We start from the raw sequence: 17,541 nt of genomic DNA on the forward strand, positions 1-17,541 counted from the left end.
TCCGGTTCAGGCCGCTTCGGATGCAGATGCGGCGGCGATGACCGCCGGTGTTGTGAGTTCAGTGCCGCTGAGTTCGCGCACGATCCTCCCGCGCGAAAACACCAGGGCACGATGGCAGATATGGGCGATCTCCTCGAAATCCGTGGAGACGACAAGAACGGCGAGACCCGCTTCAACGGCCTCGGCGATGAGGCGATAGATGTCAGCCTTGGCGCCGACATCGACGCCGGCGGTCGGGTCTTCGGCAATCAAAAGTTTTCGGCCCGTCGCCAGCCAGCGTCCGACGACGACCTTCTGCTGGTTGCCGCCCGACAGCGCCTCGATGGCAAGGCTCTGGTCGTTGGGCCTAAGGCCGACACGGCTCCCAAGAGAATAGGCAGCTTCCGCTTCCCGGCGTGGCGAGAGGAACGAAAACAGGCGTCTGCCGGAGGCTCCCGGGTTCAGGAAGGTATTTTCACGCAGGCTGAGCGACATGGCGACAGACTCTTCCGTGCGATCCCTGGCGATCAGGCCGATACCGGATGCCATCGCGGCGACCGTGCTGGAAAGATCGGGCTCCGCCCCGTTCAATCGCACGCTGCCTTGCGACGGTTCGCAGCCGAAGAGGGCACGTCCGATCAGCTCTTGTCCGGCGCCTCGCAGGCCGACGAGACCGAGGAGCTCGCCCTGGCGGATATCGAAGGACACCGGTCCGGCGCCGCGGCAGGAAAGCTCCTTCACTGAAACGATCGCAGGTCCAGCGCTTCTTTCTGCTTTGACAAAGAGCTGGTCCGCCTTGCGCCCGACGATCATGCGGATGAGTTCATCGGGCGTCGTCTCAGAGACAGGCTTCTGGCCGACCAATTGCCCATCGCGCAGGACCGCAACGCGGTCGGCAATACGGAAAATCTCGTCGAGGCGATGCGAGACGTAGATCATGGCCACGCCGCGCTCCTTGAGGGGGCGGATGGCGGCAAACAGCTTCTCGACTTCGTCGGCAGGCAGGCTGGCCGTGGGTTCATCGAGAACCAGCACATCCGCCTCGACGGCGAGCGCGCGGGCGATCGCGACAAGCGATTTTTCCGTGCGAGTCAGTTCCTGAACGCGGGTCGAGGGGTCGAAGTCGCAACCGACGAGCTTCAGGGCTTCGGCGGTGCGCCGTTCCGTCGCGCGCCAATCAATCAATCGGCCGCGCAGGGAATAGCCCTGGGCCAGCCCGACATTCTCGCCCACCGTCATCCATTCGATCAGCCCGAGATCCTGATGGATGAAGGCGACCGGCTGGCGCTGGTTGGGTTGCGGCGGGCGGTGGTGATAAGGCTTGCCGCGAAACAGGATCTGCCCGCCATCCGGCTTATAGATGCCCGCCAATGTCTTGATGAGCGTCGATTTGCCCGCACCATTCTCTCCGAGAAGAGCGAGAATTTCGCCCCGCTGCAAATCGAGCGATACGTTCGATAGCGCGCGCGTTCCGCCAAATTCTTTGGTGATATCGGAAAATTCGAGCAGCTTTCCGTCGTCCATCCTGCTCCTCCCAAAGCGTCGATTGGGAAAGGCTATGTTATCGATAACATTCCGTCAAGAGGCATGGCGATGGCTGGCGAACACTCAAGCGTTTGGCAACGCTGAGGGAAGGATTGACGTATTACCCATAATAATTCTTTACACTTAAAATATATTTGGCCAGTTGAGATGATAGTATGAAATTATATAAGTATAATCAAAATATATGCGATGACATGCCGATGTATCCGTGTGGTTGTAAAAGTAATATTTATTACGAAATCCGTTGATTTTGTTCGTCATCTGGAGTTATTTCGTATGGGGATGCGGGCGAGGATTTACTTTCAAGACCAATAGTCGAAGTCTGAGAGGCGATCTGCGGCGCTGCATATGAGGAGATCATTTGACCTACCCCGCGCGCTCGGTGTTCAAAATCGACAAGGCTGACGCCGAGGAAATGACGGCGCATTATGCGAGAACCTTGTTTCCCGCCATTGTCGAGCCTCTTGCCGCGCGCGGCACAATATCGGTGGAAGATCGTCACTATACGGTCGGCTCTTACGGCGTCTGGAGCGGAAAATGTAACTCCGGCATGAGCGTCGCACTGCCGGGCGGCCCCGATGCCTACGGCCTCTATCTGCCGACTGCGGGCGGGATGCTGATCGACACTGATAGCCGGCTGTTGGAGTCAGTGCCGGGCAGGGGACTGCTGGCGGATATGTCATCGTTCAAACAGCTGACATTGTTTGAACAGCGCGGCCATATGGGTATCGCATTCGAAAAGTCTGCCATGGTCAGACAGCTCAGCGAATTGCTGGATGCACCGGTTCCGGGCAACCTGGAATTTGCGGGTCCTGTCGATCTGATGTCGGAGCGGGGGATGCAGATTGCCGCGCTCGGAAATCTGATCTGGCACAACCTGACGGCAGGCGGAGCAGACAGATCCTCTGCCGCGTTCACCGAATGTCTTCTGCAGGCCATGATGATTTCTTTGCTTGAAACTGTACCGCACAACTATTCGGCGCAGCTGCAAAGGCCGGCGTCACCGGCGGTCCCGAGACAGTTGAAACGGGCGATGGAATATATGCACACCAATGCCGGCGCCGACATCAGATTGATCGATGTCGCACGCGAAGCTGGAGCAAGCGTGCGGTCCTTGCAGGCCGCTTTTCAGCAGTTCAAGAACACAACGCCCATTGCCTATCTGCGGATGATCCGCCTGCAGGGCGCGCGCAGAGCCTTGATGGATTCAAGCCACTCACGGCTGATTGCCGACATCGCTCGCGATTGGGGATTTTCCCACATGGGGCGCTTCGCGGCGCTCTACTATCAATGCTTCGGCGAAATGCCCTCCGAGACCGTCAAACAGCCTCGGCACGGGGATAGATAGCGTCGCGATCTGCTCGCCGGCAGAGCCTGGCTTACTCGCCGACGGCATTCACGATACGGCAGAGATTCTTGCTGACACCCGGCGCCACTTGCCCGGCCTGCACGATGAATACAGCATCGACACGACTGCCCTTGCCGCTCTTGCGCACGACGACACGCAGGGTTTGCGGTCTGCCGGAGCCGCTCGTTTCCTGCTGCGCGGTCAGCGTACCGAGCTTCTTTTCGACGTTCACATCGACGAAGCCTTCCGCCAGAACGGCGCGGGATACCTTATCAAAAGCGGCATTGGGATTGACGGATGGAAAAATCATCCAGGTTTTGTAGGTGATGCCCGTGACCAGAGGAACACCGCTGCTCTCATAGTGGTCTGCACAGCCGTCTGCCAGCGCCGGAGAAGCCGAAAGAACTGCAAGCGCGAACGCAAAACCTATTCTTGTAAGCATCATTACGTAGCCTCTTGGTTGAGTCTAGGGGCGATCAAACCATTGAGGCGACACAAATACTATCTTGCCGGGAATATGTCTATCTCAGGTAACGCTCATAAATTGAAGATTTTGAGCATGAGATTTTCATCGACAGGAAGAACGGTAACAATCGCTGAAACGAGGCGTTGAGCTTCACCGGTTACGGATGCGCACCGGCTCCAACAAACGTATCCTGCATTGCGCGTAAGATGATCACAGCCGATGCCGCGCCTGGGTCGATGTGCCCGAGGGATCGTTCGCCCAGGCGCGCTGCACGGCCGCGGGCGGCAACCATGGAGCTTGTCGAGTTTGCGCCGGTTTCAGCTGCTTCCAGAATGGCTTTCCACATGGCGGCAACATCGCGCGAATTTGCCTTTGCGTCGATTGCGGCCTCGGCAGCAGGGACCCATGCGTCGAGCATGGTCTTGTCGCCGCGCTGGCCTTTGCCGCGTTGCTGGATGCCGGCGCGCATCTCGTCGACGATCATCGCCTGGCAGGCAAGCGAAAGGGATTCATCCGTCTTCAAGGCTTGCGAGGCTCGGCGGAAGGCTGTGGCATAGAGCGGGCCGGTCGAGGCGCCGACGGCATCCAGGAAGGCGGAGGCTGCGACGGAGAAGATTTCGGACGGTAATGCCTGCGAGAGATCGAGCTTTGCCAGTTCGGCGTTTACCGCCATGAAGCCGAGGGACATGGTGATGCCGTGATCGGCGTCGCCGATCGCCCCGTCCAGCTCGGAGAGCCGGTCTTTTTCGGCGTTAATCGCGATCGATATGCGCTGAAACATGGTGGCCAGGCATCGCGCGGCTTTTTCCGACATCGTCTTCCTCCCGGTCCCGGCCATTCCTACTGTGGCTGGGCGCATTCTTATAGGTTCATCCGACCTTCAAGGCGAAGGCGTCGCACGGATGGTACAGCATGTCTGTCAGTTCCTGATCGAGATGCAGGATAGATATGGAAGCGCCGACCATGTCGAGCGATGTGCAATAATGCCCCACCCAATTCGCCTCGATCTTGATGTCCTTGGCGCTCAACCTCCGCTCGACGCGGCGGAACAGGATGTAGAGCTCCATCAACGGCGTCGCGCCGAAGGAGTTGATCAACACGGCGACCCGATCGCCTGCAACAGGCTTCATTTCCGAAAAGATCCGGTCCATGACACGGTCGGTGATCTCGTCGGCAGTCATCATTTTCTCGCGGGTAACGCCTCGCTCGCCGTGAATGCCCATGCCGAACTCGATATCGTCAGGGCCGATCTCAAAATTGTGGCGCCTGGTCTGTGGCAGCGAACAAGGTTCGAGCGCAACCCCCATGGTGAAGGTGCGGTCATTCGCCTTGCGTGCAATCGCCTCGCAGGCGTCGAGCGACAGGCCCCTGTCGCAGGCGGCGCCCGCAATCTTGAAGATGAAGAAATTGCCGGCAACGCCGCGCCGGCCCTCGCGGTCTTCGATGGGCGATGATGCGATGTCGTCGGTCGTGAGGATCGTGCGGACTTCGATCTGCTGCTCCTGCGCCATCTCGGCGGCCATTTCGAAGTTCATGACGTCGCCGGCATAATTGCCATAGATGTAGAGAACACCTTTTCCGCCGGAGGCAGCCTTCGTACATTCGAGGATCGGTGTCGGCGGGGGCGACGAGAAGATATTGCCGATGGCAACGGCATCGGCCAGGCCCTTGCCGACATAGCCGAGAAAACCGGGCTCATGGCCTGTGCCGCCGCCGATGACCAAGCCGACCTTGCCGGGCCGCGGGCCATTGCTTGCCACCAGCGCCCGGTTCGATCCCCTGATCGGCACGATATGCGAGGCATGCGCCTTGACGATGCCCTCGAGCATCTCGTCGACAACATCATCGGGATTGTTGAGGAATTTCTTGATGTGGGTCCGGTAGCTGCTGGGCAGCGCGACACTGCTATCCGTTCTCGGACGCTGTTGGGATTTCTGATCGAATTCGGTAACGCCGTCCGCATTGAGAATGCCGCGTCCCGTGGCCGCGTCGGTAATCAGTACGTTGATGTAGCCGCCGCGCAAGGCGGCGAGAATGGCCGGCACCTTGTCGAAGCCGCCGGCAACGGCAATCCGCAGACCGATCGATTTCAGCATGTCGAGGGATATGCCGACGGTGCGATCGTCAAGCGGCCCTGCTACCCGCTGGCCCTTGGCATCGATGAAACGACCGGCCAGAACACCGACGGCGTTCTTGGCCAGATAATCCTGCAGCGACACGGATTCGAAGAAGCCGCTGCTATGGATTGTGGAGTTCGGCCGCAACGAGGCGATGCCGAAGACCGCCTTGTTGGCTTTGGAGAGCGTCGCAAACTGATCCTCGACCAGCGGCTCGCGGAGCAGGATCTCCCGAACCTCCGGCGCGGAGACGATGGCCGGCGCCGTGATATTGATGAGCTTGCCGCCTGTCGCATTCGCGAATGCGGCCGCGCAGAGTTCCGGCGTATAGGCAAAGCGCGCCCTTGTGCCACCGGTCGCCTGAACGATGGTGACATCCTGCAGGTTCGCTACATTGGCCTGCTCGGCAACCGCGAGAACCGTGCGACCCCAGGCGACGGCAAGCGTGTCGCCGGATTTTAGGAGCCTGGCAATGGCCTGGGCACCGGCCGTGCCGAGGCGATCGATCAGTGGTCGCGAGCCGTCGTCGCTCGGCACGACGAGACAGTCATTGAGGCCGAAATGGCGCTTGAGTTCCTGCGCAATGGACAAAGAGCTCAGGCGGGATGGCTCAAGGGAAATATTGACGATGCCGCGGCTGCGGGCATCGGCCAGATAGCTGTTCACCGTCGCCCGCGAAATCCCCATGATTTCGGCGATATCGCCCTGGGTCTTGCCGTCTTCATAATAGAGCCAACAGGCCCAGACATAAGGGTCGTCGCCATAGCGCAGCGGCATGGCGTCGGTTGCGTCCGCCACGCCCGCCTTGCTTGCGCTATTCTTGCCGACCGAAGATGCCTTGCCTGTCATGACGATTCACAATTCCCTTTTTCCGCCCGAACATGAAAGCAATGACGCATGTTTGCAAATGCTTCTTCGAGCGGGGCGGCGCGCGACCCCGTGGTGGAGCACAGGATCGCGCAGCCTTGGGAGAACCCTGTTATCGCAGCCGTGCGCGAGCGCCGAGGGAAAGCTCCTTCAAAATGATCGCGCACGAGGTTGCACCGGCGTCCAGAACGCCGAGCGAGCGCTCACCCAATCGGCTGGCGCGGCCGATCTTGGCCACGAGATTGAGTGTCGAGTCACGACCGGCCTCGGCTGCCGCGATCAACGCATTGAGCGCTTCAGCGAAGGATTTGCCCGCGGCATCAACAGCGTCGAAGGCTTCGATTGCCGGAATTAGCGTATCCAGCAGTGTTTTGTCGCCCAGTTTGGCTGAGCCGATCGATTGGATGCCTTCGAGTCCCGCATGCAGCGCCCGGCTATAGGCGGCGCTGTCGATCGCGTCGATGCCTTCGAGCTTCTCGGCAATTTCGGTGAACATCACGCCATAGAGCGGGCCCATGGAGCCACCGATCTCCGTCATCAGGACAGTGCCGAGCGTATCGAGCGAAGCCGATAGCGACTGGTTCTTGCCCTTCAGACGCTCCGAGGCCATGCCGAAGCCCTTGGCCATGTTCACGCCGTGGTCGCCGTCACCGATCTTGCCGTCGATTTCGCTGAGATAGGCCCGGTTCTCGATGATGCGGTCAGCCATGACAACGACGATATCGCCCGCCGTTGCATTGTTGAACGTCTGCATGTTTGCGTCCCCCTCAGAGCAGCGTCGTGCATTGAACTTCGACGTCCAGAAGCTCTTTCAGCTCGTCGTCGAGTGCCATCACGGTCAGCGTTGCGCCAACCATTTCAAGCGACGTGAAATAGTTGCCGATATAGGTCTTGTAGATCTTCAGGCCCCGTTCGGAGATCTTCGCCTCGATCGTATCGTTGAGGATGTAAAGCTCGTTGACCGGAGTCGCCCCAAGGCCGGACACGATGACGGCAACCTCCGTTCCGGTCGCCAGATTGTGATCGTCGAGCACGATCTGGCACATGTCTTCGGCAATCTCCGCGGCCGACTTCAGCGGCTCGACGCGAACGCCGGGCTCGCCGTGATGGCCGATGCCGACTTCCATCGTGCCCGGCTCGATCTGGAAATTCGGATGACCGACGGCGGGCAAGGTGCAGGGACCGAGGCCGATGCCGACGGAGCGGCAATTGTCGATAGCCTTCTGCGCGGCGACGCGCACTTCTTCAAGGCTCGCGCCTGTCGCAGCCTTGGCGCCGCCGACCTTCCACATGAAGATTTCGCCCGCCACGCCGCGACGCTTCTCGCGTTCTTCCAGCGGTGCCGAGCAGACATCGTCGTTGGCAACGACGGTGGCGACTTCGATGCCGTCCTTTGCGGCGAGTTTCGTCGCCATCTTCACGTTCATGTTGTCGCCGGCATAGTTGCCGTAAAGGCAGATAACGCCACGGCCGCCATTGGCCTCGCGAATGGCGTCATGGAAGCTCTTGGCCGTCGGAGACGAGAAGAGCTCGCCGACTGCGACCGCATCCAGCATGTTCTTGCCGGTGTAGCCGATGAAGGCCGGCTCGTGACCCGAACCGCCGCCGGTGATGACGCCAACCTTTCCGGTATGGGGCGCATCCTTGGCGACGACCACGCGTGGGTTTTCGGCCAAGCGGACGATATCCGAATGTGCCTTGATGAAGCCTTTTACAGTGTCTTCAACGACTTCATCGGGGTTGTTGATGAACCGCTGCATGGTCTCTCCTGTCGAATTGCCGAGCGCTTGCGCTCAAAGAATTGTGTAGCCGCCATCGATCAGAAGATCGGCGCCGTTGATCATGTCTGCGCCAGCAGACGAGAGGAAAACAGCCGCGGCTGCGATCTCCTGCGGGAAGGCGAAGCGGCCGGTGGGGATGCGCTTCTTCGCGGCTTCGCCCTTTTCGCCGGCCCAGGCCTTCTTGCCGAGTTCGGTCAGGACGATGGTCGGGGAAATGGTGTTGACGTTGATGCCGTGCTTGCCCCATTCGGCGGCAAAGGTCTTGGACATGCCGATGACGCCGAACTTCGAGGCGCAATAGGCGACATGTTCCTCGATGGCGACGGTGCCTGCCTGGGAAGCGAGGTTGACGATCTTGCCGCCCTTGCCGGCGGCGATCATGGCGCGACCGACGGCCTGCGTGACCAGGAACGTACCCTTCAGGTTGATATCGATCGTCTTGTTCCAGTAGTCGAGCGGCAGATCCTCGGCAGGGGCCAGGAAGACGACGCCGGCGCTGTTGACGGCGATGTCGATGCCGCCGAACTGCGACACCACATCGCTGACGGCCTTGTTCACAGAAGTCGGATCGGAGACATCGCAGACGAATGCTTCAGCGCCGCCGCCGATTTCGGCTGCCTTGGTCTTCACCATATCGACATTGATATCGAGCACGGCGACCTTTGCGCCCTTGGAGGCGAACGCCGCCGCGACCGCGGCGCCGATGCCGGAGCCACCGCCGGTAACAAGAGCTGTCTTGCCTGACAGCGGGAAATTCAAATCAATGTCTGGAGATGTCTCGGTCATCTTTTTCAAACCTCTGTCTTCGGGGTGAGGCGGGGCGACAGTTCGCCCCGCCTCATTGATCTCACTTGCGGGTTTCGAGCAGCTTGTCGACGTTCTCGGCCGTTACCGGGGTCCACGGAACGTTGTAGTTCTTGTCCTTGCCGTCGTTGAACGGCATGGCAGGATACTGTTCCCAAATCTTGGATTCCGGCTTGTAGTTGCCCTTCTTGGCGGCAAAGATCGCAAGATCGAGTGCGCCCTGGGCCTGTGCGCTCGCGTCCTGCAGGATCGAGGTCATCGTGCCTTGCTTGACGGCATGGAGCGCATCGGTGATGCCATCGATGCCGGCAATGGCGAAGTCCTTGACGTTGAGCTTTGCGGACTTGATCGCCTCGATCGCGCCAAGCGCCATTTCATCATTCTGGCCGATGACGCCGTTGATCTGGCCTGGATGCGAGGTCAGCCAATTTTCCATCAGCGTCTGGGCTTCGGCGCGCGACCAATTGGCGGTCTGGTCTTCCAGCACCTTCACATTCGGGCACTCGGCAAGCGCTTTTTTGTTGCCCTGCAGGCGCGAGATCTGGGCGGACTGGCCGACCGGTCCTTCGAGGATGACGACATTGCCCTTGCAGCCGATCTTGTCGAGCACGGTCTTGGCTTCCATGTAGCCGGAGACCGTATCGTCGGAGCCGACATAGGACGTCAGCAGATCGGAATCCACGCGGGTATTAGAGCCGATGACCGGGATGCCGGCGTCATGGGCGGCTTGCACGGCGGTTGCTGCGGCTTCGATATCGATCGGCGCGAAGATGATCGCGTCGAACTTCTGCGTGATCATCGTGTTGATCTGTTCCTGCTGGACGAGCGCGTCATAGCGGCCGTCGAAGATGGTCAGATCGACATCGCCGTTCTTGACGGCCGGATGTTCCTTCAGCGCTGCGGACCAGATCTGCATGAACTCGGCATTGAGGCCATAAGGCGCCGCGCCGATCTTCAGTTTCTTGTCCTGGGCGAGGGACGGCGAGGCCAGAAGCGCAGTGGCCGCTGCAAGGGCAATCAATAATTTCTTCATTATAATTCTCCTCCGTTGAAAGTCCGGCGGCCGTCGTGGCGTGCCGTTTGGTTTCCGAGTGCGAACACCCAGATTTCTTTGGGCTCAGCCGCCCAGATTTCTCTTCTGATCGAGCATGACGGCGCCGACGATGAGCGCGCCCTTGAGGACCTGCTGGTAGTAGGACTGGATACCCATGAGATCGAGGCCGTTGTTCATGACACCGATGATCAATGCGCCGATTAGCGTGCCGGTGATGCGGCCGACGCCGCCCGAAAGACTGGTGCCGCCGATAACGACAGCCGCGATGGCGTCGAGTTCATAGGCGATACCCGCCTGAGGCAGAGCCGAGCCGGTGCGGGCAGCGAGGAGCATGCCGGCCAATCCGGAAAGACCGCCAGAGATCACGTAAACGAGAAAGCGCAGCTTGCTGACATTGATACCCGAGGTGGTGGCGGCGTGCGGATTGCCCCCGACGGCATAAATGTAACGGCCGAAACGCGTGCGATTGAGAACCCACCATGCGATCGCAAAGACGATGGCCAACAGGATGACGGGCATCGGGATCGACAGGACGCTGCCTGTGCCAATCCAGCGGAAATCGGGTGTCAGAGCCGGAACCGGCTTGCCGCCGCCGTAGATCAGCGTCAGGCCGCGCGCAGCGGAAAGCATGCCGAGCGTTGCGACGAAGGCGGGGACGGCAAAACGCGAGACGATGAGGCCGACCAAGGCACCGCAGGCGACGCCGACCAGCAAACCGACTGCCAGCGCCACATAGGGCGGGTAGGGCGCGCCGACGATGCCTGCCGTCGCCGAGGTCGTTGCGAAGCTGGCACTGACGATGCCGGTCAAGGCAACCACGGAACCGACGGAGAGGTCGATGCCGCGCGTGAGGATGACAAATGTCATGCCGATCGCCAGCACGCCGTTGATCGAGGTTTGCAGTAGCACGTTGGAGATGTTGCCCGCCGTCAGGAAGTACTCATTCGAGAATGAGAGGACGATGGCGAGCAGCAGGAAGGCGAGAAAGATCCCGTATTCCTGAATGATCAATCGGCGCCGGTCCGAGCCGAACCATGAATTGGACTGGTTGTTGTCAGTGGCGGTCATTGCAAATACCTCTTGTTGCCGGACGCGTTCTTTTGGGCTTCGCGCTTTGTCGCATTCAGGTCGACAGATGCACGAGCGATTGCGCGTCGGCCTCCTCCCTCGTGAGAATTCCTGCGGAACGCCCCTGGCGCATCACCAGGATGCGGTCGGACATGCCGAGAACCTCGTCTATTTCCGATGAGATCATGATGACGGTACCGCCTTCGGCGGCGAAGTCGCAGATGATGCGATAGATTTCGCGCTTGGCGCCGACATCGACGCCGCGCGTCGGTTCGTCGAGAAGCAGCACCTTCGGCTTGCGCAGAAACCACTTGCCGAGCACGACCTTCTGCTGGTTGCCGCCCGAAAGACCCGACACGGGCATGCTGTCGCGCGCGGCCTTAATGCCGAAGTGTTTGATCATATCCTGGCTCGCGCCGGCTTCGGCCCGACGATCCATCGAGAAGCGCGGGCTCATTTCGGGCAGGCTCGCCAGGCAGATGTTATTGCGCACGCTGTCGATCAGATTGAGCCCCGTCAGCTTGCGATCTTCCGTGACGAAGGCAATGCCGTGCTGCATGGCTTCGGCCGGCTTGCGCACAACGATGGGCGCGCCGCCGAGCTTGATCTCGCCGCTATTGACGCTGTCGAGACCGAAGATGCAGTTGAAGATTTCGGTCCGACCCGATCCCATCAGGCCGTAGATGCCGAAAATCTCGCCTTTGTGAGCGGTAAACGAGATATCGCTGACCTTGCCTTCCGCCGTCAGGCCGGCGACTTCCAGTCCGGGGGCCGTCGTCGGAACGTTGGTCTTGATGTATTCCTCGCCAAGCTCGCGGCCGACGATCATGCGGATGAGGCCGGGCCGATCGATATCGGAAAGCGCGCCGCTACCGACATAGGAGCCGTCGCGGAATGCCGTGTAGGAATCGGCGATCTGGAAGATTTCCGATAGCCGGTGCGAGACGTAGACGACGCCTTTGCCCCCGGCCTTCAGCCGCTCGATTGTCGCAAACAGCTGCTGCGCTTCCTTCTCGCCGATAGCCGAGGTGGGCTCATCCATGAAGATCACTTCGGCATCATGGCTGAGCGCCTTGGCGATTTCGACCAGCTGAACCTGGGCGACCGAAAGGTTCATCATGAATTGCGTGGCGCGAATGTTGAACTGGAGCCGGTCGAGCAGCGCCTGGGCATTGCGGTTCATCGTCTTGAAATCGATGCCGCCGAAACGGGCGGAAGGCTCGCGACCGAGATAGATGTTCTCGGCAACGGTCATGTGCGGGATGGGGCTCAGTTCCTGCTCGATGATGGCGATACCGGCCGCCAGAGCTTCGGCCGGACTTGCATAATCGGCCTCCTTGCCGCGGCGGAGAATGGAGCCGGCATCGCGCTTGTGAATTCCCATCAGGATCTTGAGGAAAGTCGACTTGCCGGCGCCGTTGCCTCCGCACAAGGCATGCACGGAACCGGGGCGCAGCTGAAAGCGCCCGTCGCGCAATGCAGCGACGCCGCCAAAGGACTTCTTTAGCCCCTCTACTTCAAGCAGGAATTCCACTTTCCCCTCCGCACTCCCGATGCCGGAACGAGCTCTGACGACAGCGTCAGTCATTGCCCAGCACCAATATTGACAATATTCGAGGTGCTTTCGACAAATGTCAATATGGTTACCTTGAATTCGTGCGGTTGCGGTGTCGCGTGTCGATGGCCGTGAGAGATATGGCTTAAATCCGGCTTTAGAAAATATGATTAAGTAATTGTAATTATTATTATAAATACGTTGAAGCTCAACGCATGTCACTAAGGATGAGCAGGTTTAGAAATGCCGTTCCGATAGTGTGGCGGTGTAAGTCCCTTGTGCAGAGGGCCGCGATCGTGCAGAAAAAAGTTGGTTGCAAGCGTAACCAATCCGCTTAATTGCTGCGTGCAGCGCATCCCGACCGATGTCACTGGCGCCAGAGCGAGACAGAGATGCATCCATCGAAAATCACCATTTTGTCGTGCAGCCTGGACCCGCAAAGCCGCAGCCGCCGGATTGCCCGTGAGGCGGAGAGGCTGTTGCAGGAGAAGCGGTGCGAGGTCGAGTTTATCGACCTCCAGGATCTTGAATTGCCGGCATTCGACAACTCGAACTGTTATGAGCATCCTTCATACGACAGGCTGTATCGTGCAATTCGCAATGCGGATGGCGTGTTGCTTGCTTTGCCCATTTATAATTGGTCGGTGGGTAGCGCCGCCAAAAGCCTCATCGAACTCACCGGCGCGACAGGTGCGGAAGGTCGAAAATCAGCATGGTTCGATCAGCTGGTCACTTTCATCTGCTCCGGTGGGCTCCCGCACAGCTACATGGCGTATGGAAGTCTGGCCATGTCGCTGATGCTCGATTTCAAATGCGTGATCAATCCCTATGTGGTTTACGCCACGGAAAGGGACTGGATCGACGGCACCATCCTCTCCGACACTCTTGCGGCAAGGTTGCGAAAAACGATCGAGGTCAAGCTGGAGCTATCATCGAGATTGAATTCCAGAGCATACAGGTCCGACTGGGAAATCTGATCGCGTGGTCCGTCCCGATTGCAATCGACCCGCCTCATGTTAAAACTATGTCATATTATGACTTAATGCCGCCTGTGAAAGACAAGTGCGATTGAGCAGCGGCAACGGTATCGGGGATTGGCAATGACGATAAACGCCCGGACGCGGCAAAGGCTGGCGCAGAGGGTCATCGACCAATTGCGTATGCAGATCGAGACCGGCAAGCTGCGGACTGGCGACCAATTGCCGACAGAGCCGCAGCTCGAAGCCGCCTTCGACGTCAGCCGGACGGTCGTGCGCGAGGCGATCGCCGATCTGCGCGCCGCCGGCCTGGTCGAGCCGATACAAGGCAAGGGCGTGTTCGTTTCGGATGTGACGGCCCGTTCCGGCCTGATGCTCACGCCTGTCGAGATCAGAAGCATCCCCGAGACGCTCGAATTGCTGGAATTCCGAATGGCAACGGAAGGGGAGGCGGCTGCGATCGCCGCCTATCGCAGAACCGCCGAGCAGGAATCGGCCATCGCCACCGCCAATCGCAAAATGGCATCCTTGATAGAGCAGGGGCTGTCGACCGTCGAGGCGGATTACGAATTCCACCTGGCCGTCGCCGTCGCCACCAACAACCGCTTCTATGTGGACGTGCTCCGGCATTTCGGCTCTCGCACCATTCCGCGCGGACAGTTTCCGACACTGCCCGAGGCCAATGATCGCGTCTATCTGGAAAGGGTTCACGCCGAACATGCGGAGATTCTGGCCGGGATTGCCGAGCAGGATGCCGAACGTGCGCGGCAGGCGATGCGTGCGCACCTGATGGCGAGCCAGCGCCGTTATCGCCTCCTGGCCGATCTGCAGCCGCAATAATGCTCGACATGGCACCATAGTCATATTATGTCATATGATACGACTCTCAAGGGAGGTGCAGGCGTGTATTTGGGAACGCAGGTTGAAGCACGCGATGACGACGACTATCGCGTTTTCGCGCAACTGGGGGTGAAGCACATCTGCGCCGATCCGCCGGGGAGGCCGGAAAGCTGGACGCAGTCCGACCTTGAGCGGCACCGCGACAAGGTCGAGAGTTTCGGATTGATTCTGGACATGATCCAGCTTCCCTTGCCGTCCCAGCCGATCGAGAAGGCGTCCTATCCCGACATCCTGCTCGCGGGGCCGGACCGTGATCGCCAGATCGACGCGGTCTGCAAGCTCATCGAGGATGCAGCGGCGGTCGGCATTCCCTCCGCGAAATATAATCTCAATCTCATCGGCATTCCGCGCACGCCGGATGAGCCGGGCAGAGGAGGCTCGTTGAATGCGAGTTTCCGCTGGAACAAGGCAGACCAGCAGGCTGCCCCTGGCCTTGCCGGCGTCTTGTCGGAAGACGAAAACTGGGAGCGGATCGATTATTTCCTGGAACGCGTCGTTCCTGTGGCGGAAAGCAATCGCGTCCGTCTCGCCTGCCATCCGCACGACCCCTATACGCCGCCCGGTTACCGCGGCGTCACCCGCGTCCTCGGCTCGGTGGAAGGTTTGAAGAAGTTCGTTCTGATGCGCGAAAGCCCCTATCACGGGCTGAACTTCTGCCAGGGATCGATCGGCGAAATGCTCGACAATCCGCGCGACGAGATCGACGACGTCATCCGCTGGTTCGGCACGCGCGGCAAGATCTTCAACGTCCATTTCCGCAACATCAGGGGCGGCAAGCTGTCCTTCATGGAAACCTTCCCGGAGGAAGGCGACATGGACATGGCGCGCTCGGCCCGGATCTATAAGGAGGTCGGTTATCGATACATGCTGATGCCCGACCATGTGCCGACGGTCAGCGGCCGAGATCCGACCGGCGTCGCCTTCGCCTTTTGCTACGGCTATATCGCCGCTCTGCTTCAGACCCTGAAATAGCGCTTTGAACTCTCGCGGCCCAATCGATTGAGAAGAGGATGTCGTCATGAACCCGAATGAATTGAAGAAGGCAGTTGGCAGCGGACTGCTGTCGTTTCCCGTCACCCATTTCGGTCCGGATCTGACTTTCGACGAGGCTCAGTATCGAACCCACATCGAATGGCTGGCGGGCTATGGAGCCGCGGTCCTTTTTGCGGCCGGCGGCACGGGCGAGTTCTTCTCTCTCAATCCCGCCGAAGTGCCCCAGGTGGTTCGCGCCGCAAAGGCATCCGCGGGCAATACGCCGATCATCTCGGGAACGGGCTATGGCACGTCGCTCGCCATCGACATCGCCCAAGCGGCTGAAAAGGCCGGGGCGGACGGCCTGCTGCTTCTGCCTCCCTATCTCATGTTCGCCGAGCAGGCGGGCCTGATTGCCCATGTCAAGGCGGTCTGCCAATCCGTCGGGATCGGGGTCATCGTCTATAATCGCGACAATGCCGTGCTCAGCGCCGATAGCATCGCGCGGCTCGCCGACGACTGCCCCAACCTTATCGGCTACAAGGATGGCGTCGGCGACGTCGACAAGGTGATCGAGATCACCACGACGCTCAAGGATCGTCTTGTCTATGTCGGCGGCATGCCGACACATGAAGTCTACGCACAGGCCTATTTCGCCGCCGGCGTCACCACTTATTCGTCGGCGGTTTTCAACTTCGTCCCGACCCTGGCGCAGCGTTTCTATACGGCGCTTCGCACGCAAGATCAGGCGACGGTTGACCATATTCTGAAGACCTTCTTCTTTCCGCTGGTAGCGCTGCGCAATCGCAAGAAAGGCTACGCGGTTTCGATCATCAAGGCGGGCCTGCGTATCCTCGGCCGCGATCCCGGACCGGTCAGGCCGCCGCTGACCGATCTCACGACAGAGGAAATGGCGGCCCTGGAAAAGATCATCGCGGCAGCCGGATAATATCTGCTAGAAGAATCGGCGTGATCGCCGGTCAAGCCGGCCTCGATGCTTGGACAGGGTGACCCGTGGTTCAGTCTTCTTTCAGCGCGCCGCGCACATTCGTCTACGTCTCGGCGGCGGTTGCCGGAACGATCGACATATATGGCATGGACGGGACGACAGGCGCGCTCACGCAGGTATCCAGCGCGGATGTCGGTCAGATGGTCATGCCGATGGCTATCAGTCCCGACAGGCGGCATCTCTATGCCGTCATCCGCTCGCAGCCGTATCGGGTGCTGACGCTGGCGATCGACCCGGCTACCGGCAAGTTGAGGCAGGAGGCCGTCACCGGCCTGCCCGACAACATGGCCTATATTTCCCTCGATCCGACCGGCGGGCTTCTGTTTGCGGCTTCCTATGGCGGCAACAAGATCGCCGTCCTGCTCATCGGCAAGAACGGGCTGGTCAACGGACAGGCCCAACAGGTGATCGCAACCGGACGCAACGCCCATTCGATCGTCAGCGATCGGACAGGCAAATATGTCTTTGCCGCCAATCTCGGTTCCGATGCCGTACAGCAGTTCATTCTCGATCCCGAGACCGGGATACTGAAGGCGAACGATCCGACGCAGGTCTTGACCGGCCCTGGCTTTGGTCCGCGCCACATCGTCGTCTCGCCCGATAACAGGGCCGTTTACGTGCTGACGGAACTGACCGGGCATGTCATCCACTATGCGCTCGATGCTACCAACGGCACATTGAGCGAGATCGAAAGCGTCGCTTCCGTTCCGGAGAACGCGAGGCTTTCACCAGGCGTCGCGCCGACGGCAGCACAGGCGGACGACGACAAGCCAAAGGTCTGGGCCGCGGATATCGCCATCACGCCGGATGGCAAATTTCTCTATACGACGGAGAGAACCACCAGTCGGATCGCGCTTTTCCATGTGGGCGCAGACAATGGAAGACTCGTCTATGTCACGAATTATCCGACCGAGCAGCAGCCGCGCGGTATCCGCATCGATCCATCGGGCCGGTTTCTCGTCGCGTCCGGGGAGAAATCCGACAGGCTTTCGGTCTATGCCATCGACCAGGCGGATGGTGGCCTCGGGCTGCTGGGCCGATATCCGGTCAATGCCGGCGCGAACTGGATCGAGATCGTGACATTTCCTTGAGCCGCGGC

16 protein-coding genes are annotated in these 17,541 nt (G+C 59.8%); 6 read left to right on the plus strand and 10 right to left on the minus strand.

Going from position 1 to position 17,541, the window contains the following annotated elements:
* Positions 1-6 precede the first annotated feature (6 nt).
* Positions 7-1,503 carry a sugar ABC transporter ATP-binding protein gene (locus ACIQWP_RS16000; protein WP_402788849.1) on the minus strand — a complete coding sequence of 499 codons (1,497 nt, stop codon included), beginning with the start codon at positions 1,501-1,503 and terminating at the stop codon, positions 7-9.
* A 436-nt stretch (positions 1,504-1,939) separates the two neighbouring features.
* Here ACIQWP_RS16000 and ACIQWP_RS16005 point away from each other — a divergent pair, with 436 nt between their 5' ends.
* Entirely contained in the window at positions 1,940-2,872 is a 933-nt protein-coding gene (locus ACIQWP_RS16005) for an AraC family transcriptional regulator (RefSeq protein WP_402789869.1), read from the plus strand.
* Between the two features lie 31 nt (positions 2,873-2,903).
* Here the strand turns inward: ACIQWP_RS16005 and ACIQWP_RS16010 are convergent, their stop codons facing one another.
* The 9 genes from ACIQWP_RS16010 to ACIQWP_RS16050 all read right to left on the minus strand — a co-directional run bounded on the left by ACIQWP_RS16010 (position 2,904) and on the right by ACIQWP_RS16050 (position 12,563).
* Positions 2,904-3,317 (minus strand): hypothetical protein, encoded by a 414-nt coding sequence (locus tag ACIQWP_RS16010; RefSeq protein ID WP_402788851.1) that lies wholly within the window; start codon positions 3,315-3,317, stop codon positions 2,904-2,906.
* 178 nt (positions 3,318-3,495) lie between these two features.
* Complete coding sequence (gene dhaL / locus ACIQWP_RS16015; protein ID WP_402788852.1) at positions 3,496-4,152, minus strand: dihydroxyacetone kinase subunit DhaL; 657 nt, start codon at positions 4,150-4,152, stop codon at positions 3,496-3,498.
* Between the two features lie 55 nt (positions 4,153-4,207).
* Positions 4,208-6,304: a bifunctional sugar-binding transcriptional regulator/dihydroxyacetone kinase subunit DhaK gene (locus ACIQWP_RS16020; protein ID WP_402788854.1), complete on the minus strand. Its 2,097-nt coding sequence runs from the start codon at positions 6,302-6,304 to the stop codon at positions 4,208-4,210.
* A 130-nt stretch (positions 6,305-6,434) separates the two neighbouring features.
* A complete protein-coding gene (dhaL, locus tag ACIQWP_RS16025; RefSeq protein ID WP_402788856.1) occupies positions 6,435-7,076 on the minus strand; it encodes a dihydroxyacetone kinase subunit DhaL in 642 nt (213 codons plus the stop codon).
* A gap of 13 nt (positions 7,077-7,089) precedes the next feature.
* Complete coding sequence (locus ACIQWP_RS16030; protein ID WP_402788858.1) at positions 7,090-8,082, minus strand: dihydroxyacetone kinase subunit DhaK; 993 nt, start codon at positions 8,080-8,082, stop codon at positions 7,090-7,092.
* A 33-nt stretch (positions 8,083-8,115) separates the two neighbouring features.
* Positions 8,116-8,889 carry an SDR family oxidoreductase gene (locus ACIQWP_RS16035; RefSeq protein ID WP_402788860.1) on the minus strand — a complete coding sequence of 258 codons (774 nt, stop codon included), beginning with the start codon at positions 8,887-8,889 and terminating at the stop codon, positions 8,116-8,118.
* Positions 8,890-8,950: 61 nt separating this feature from the next.
* Positions 8,951-9,940, minus strand: a complete 990-nt coding sequence (locus ACIQWP_RS16040) for a substrate-binding domain-containing protein (RefSeq protein ID WP_402788862.1) — start codon at positions 9,938-9,940, stop codon at positions 8,951-8,953.
* 84 nt (positions 9,941-10,024) lie between these two features.
* On the minus strand, positions 10,025-11,029 hold the full coding sequence (locus tag ACIQWP_RS16045) for an ABC transporter permease (protein ID WP_402788864.1): 1,005 nt from the start codon (positions 11,027-11,029) through the stop codon (positions 10,025-10,027).
* Positions 11,030-11,084: 55 nt separating this feature from the next.
* Positions 11,085-12,563, minus strand: coding sequence for a sugar ABC transporter ATP-binding protein (locus ACIQWP_RS16050; RefSeq protein ID WP_402789872.1), 1,479 nt, complete (start codon positions 12,561-12,563; stop codon positions 11,085-11,087).
* Positions 12,564-12,976: 413 nt separating this feature from the next.
* On the opposite strand from ACIQWP_RS16050, the gene ACIQWP_RS16055 reads away from it, so the two are divergent.
* The 5 genes from ACIQWP_RS16055 (at position 12,977) to ACIQWP_RS16075 (ending at position 17,533) form a co-directional block, all read left to right on the plus strand.
* The gene (locus tag ACIQWP_RS16055) at positions 12,977-13,561 is read left to right on the plus strand and encodes an NADPH-dependent FMN reductase (protein ID WP_402788866.1); all 585 of its coding nucleotides are present in this window, start codon (positions 12,977-12,979) and stop codon (positions 13,559-13,561) included.
* Between the two features lie 123 nt (positions 13,562-13,684).
* A complete protein-coding gene (locus tag ACIQWP_RS16060) occupies positions 13,685-14,401 on the plus strand; it encodes a FadR/GntR family transcriptional regulator (protein WP_402788868.1) in 717 nt (238 codons plus the stop codon).
* A gap of 63 nt (positions 14,402-14,464) precedes the next feature.
* Complete coding sequence (locus ACIQWP_RS16065; protein ID WP_402788870.1) at positions 14,465-15,433, plus strand: mannonate dehydratase; 969 nt, start codon at positions 14,465-14,467, stop codon at positions 15,431-15,433.
* Positions 15,434-15,479: 46 nt separating this feature from the next.
* Entirely contained in the window at positions 15,480-16,382 is a 903-nt protein-coding gene (gene kdgD / locus ACIQWP_RS16070) for a 5-dehydro-4-deoxyglucarate dehydratase (RefSeq protein ID WP_402788872.1), read from the plus strand.
* A gap of 65 nt (positions 16,383-16,447) precedes the next feature.
* Positions 16,448-17,533, plus strand: coding sequence for a lactonase family protein (locus tag ACIQWP_RS16075; RefSeq protein WP_402788874.1), 1,086 nt, complete (start codon positions 16,448-16,450; stop codon positions 17,531-17,533).
* Positions 17,534-17,541 lie beyond the last annotated feature (8 nt).

Origin of the sequence: Rhizobium sp. NPDC090279, from assembly GCF_044769665.1 — a bacterium.
GTDB lineage: Bacteria > Pseudomonadota > Alphaproteobacteria > Rhizobiales > Rhizobiaceae > Rhizobium.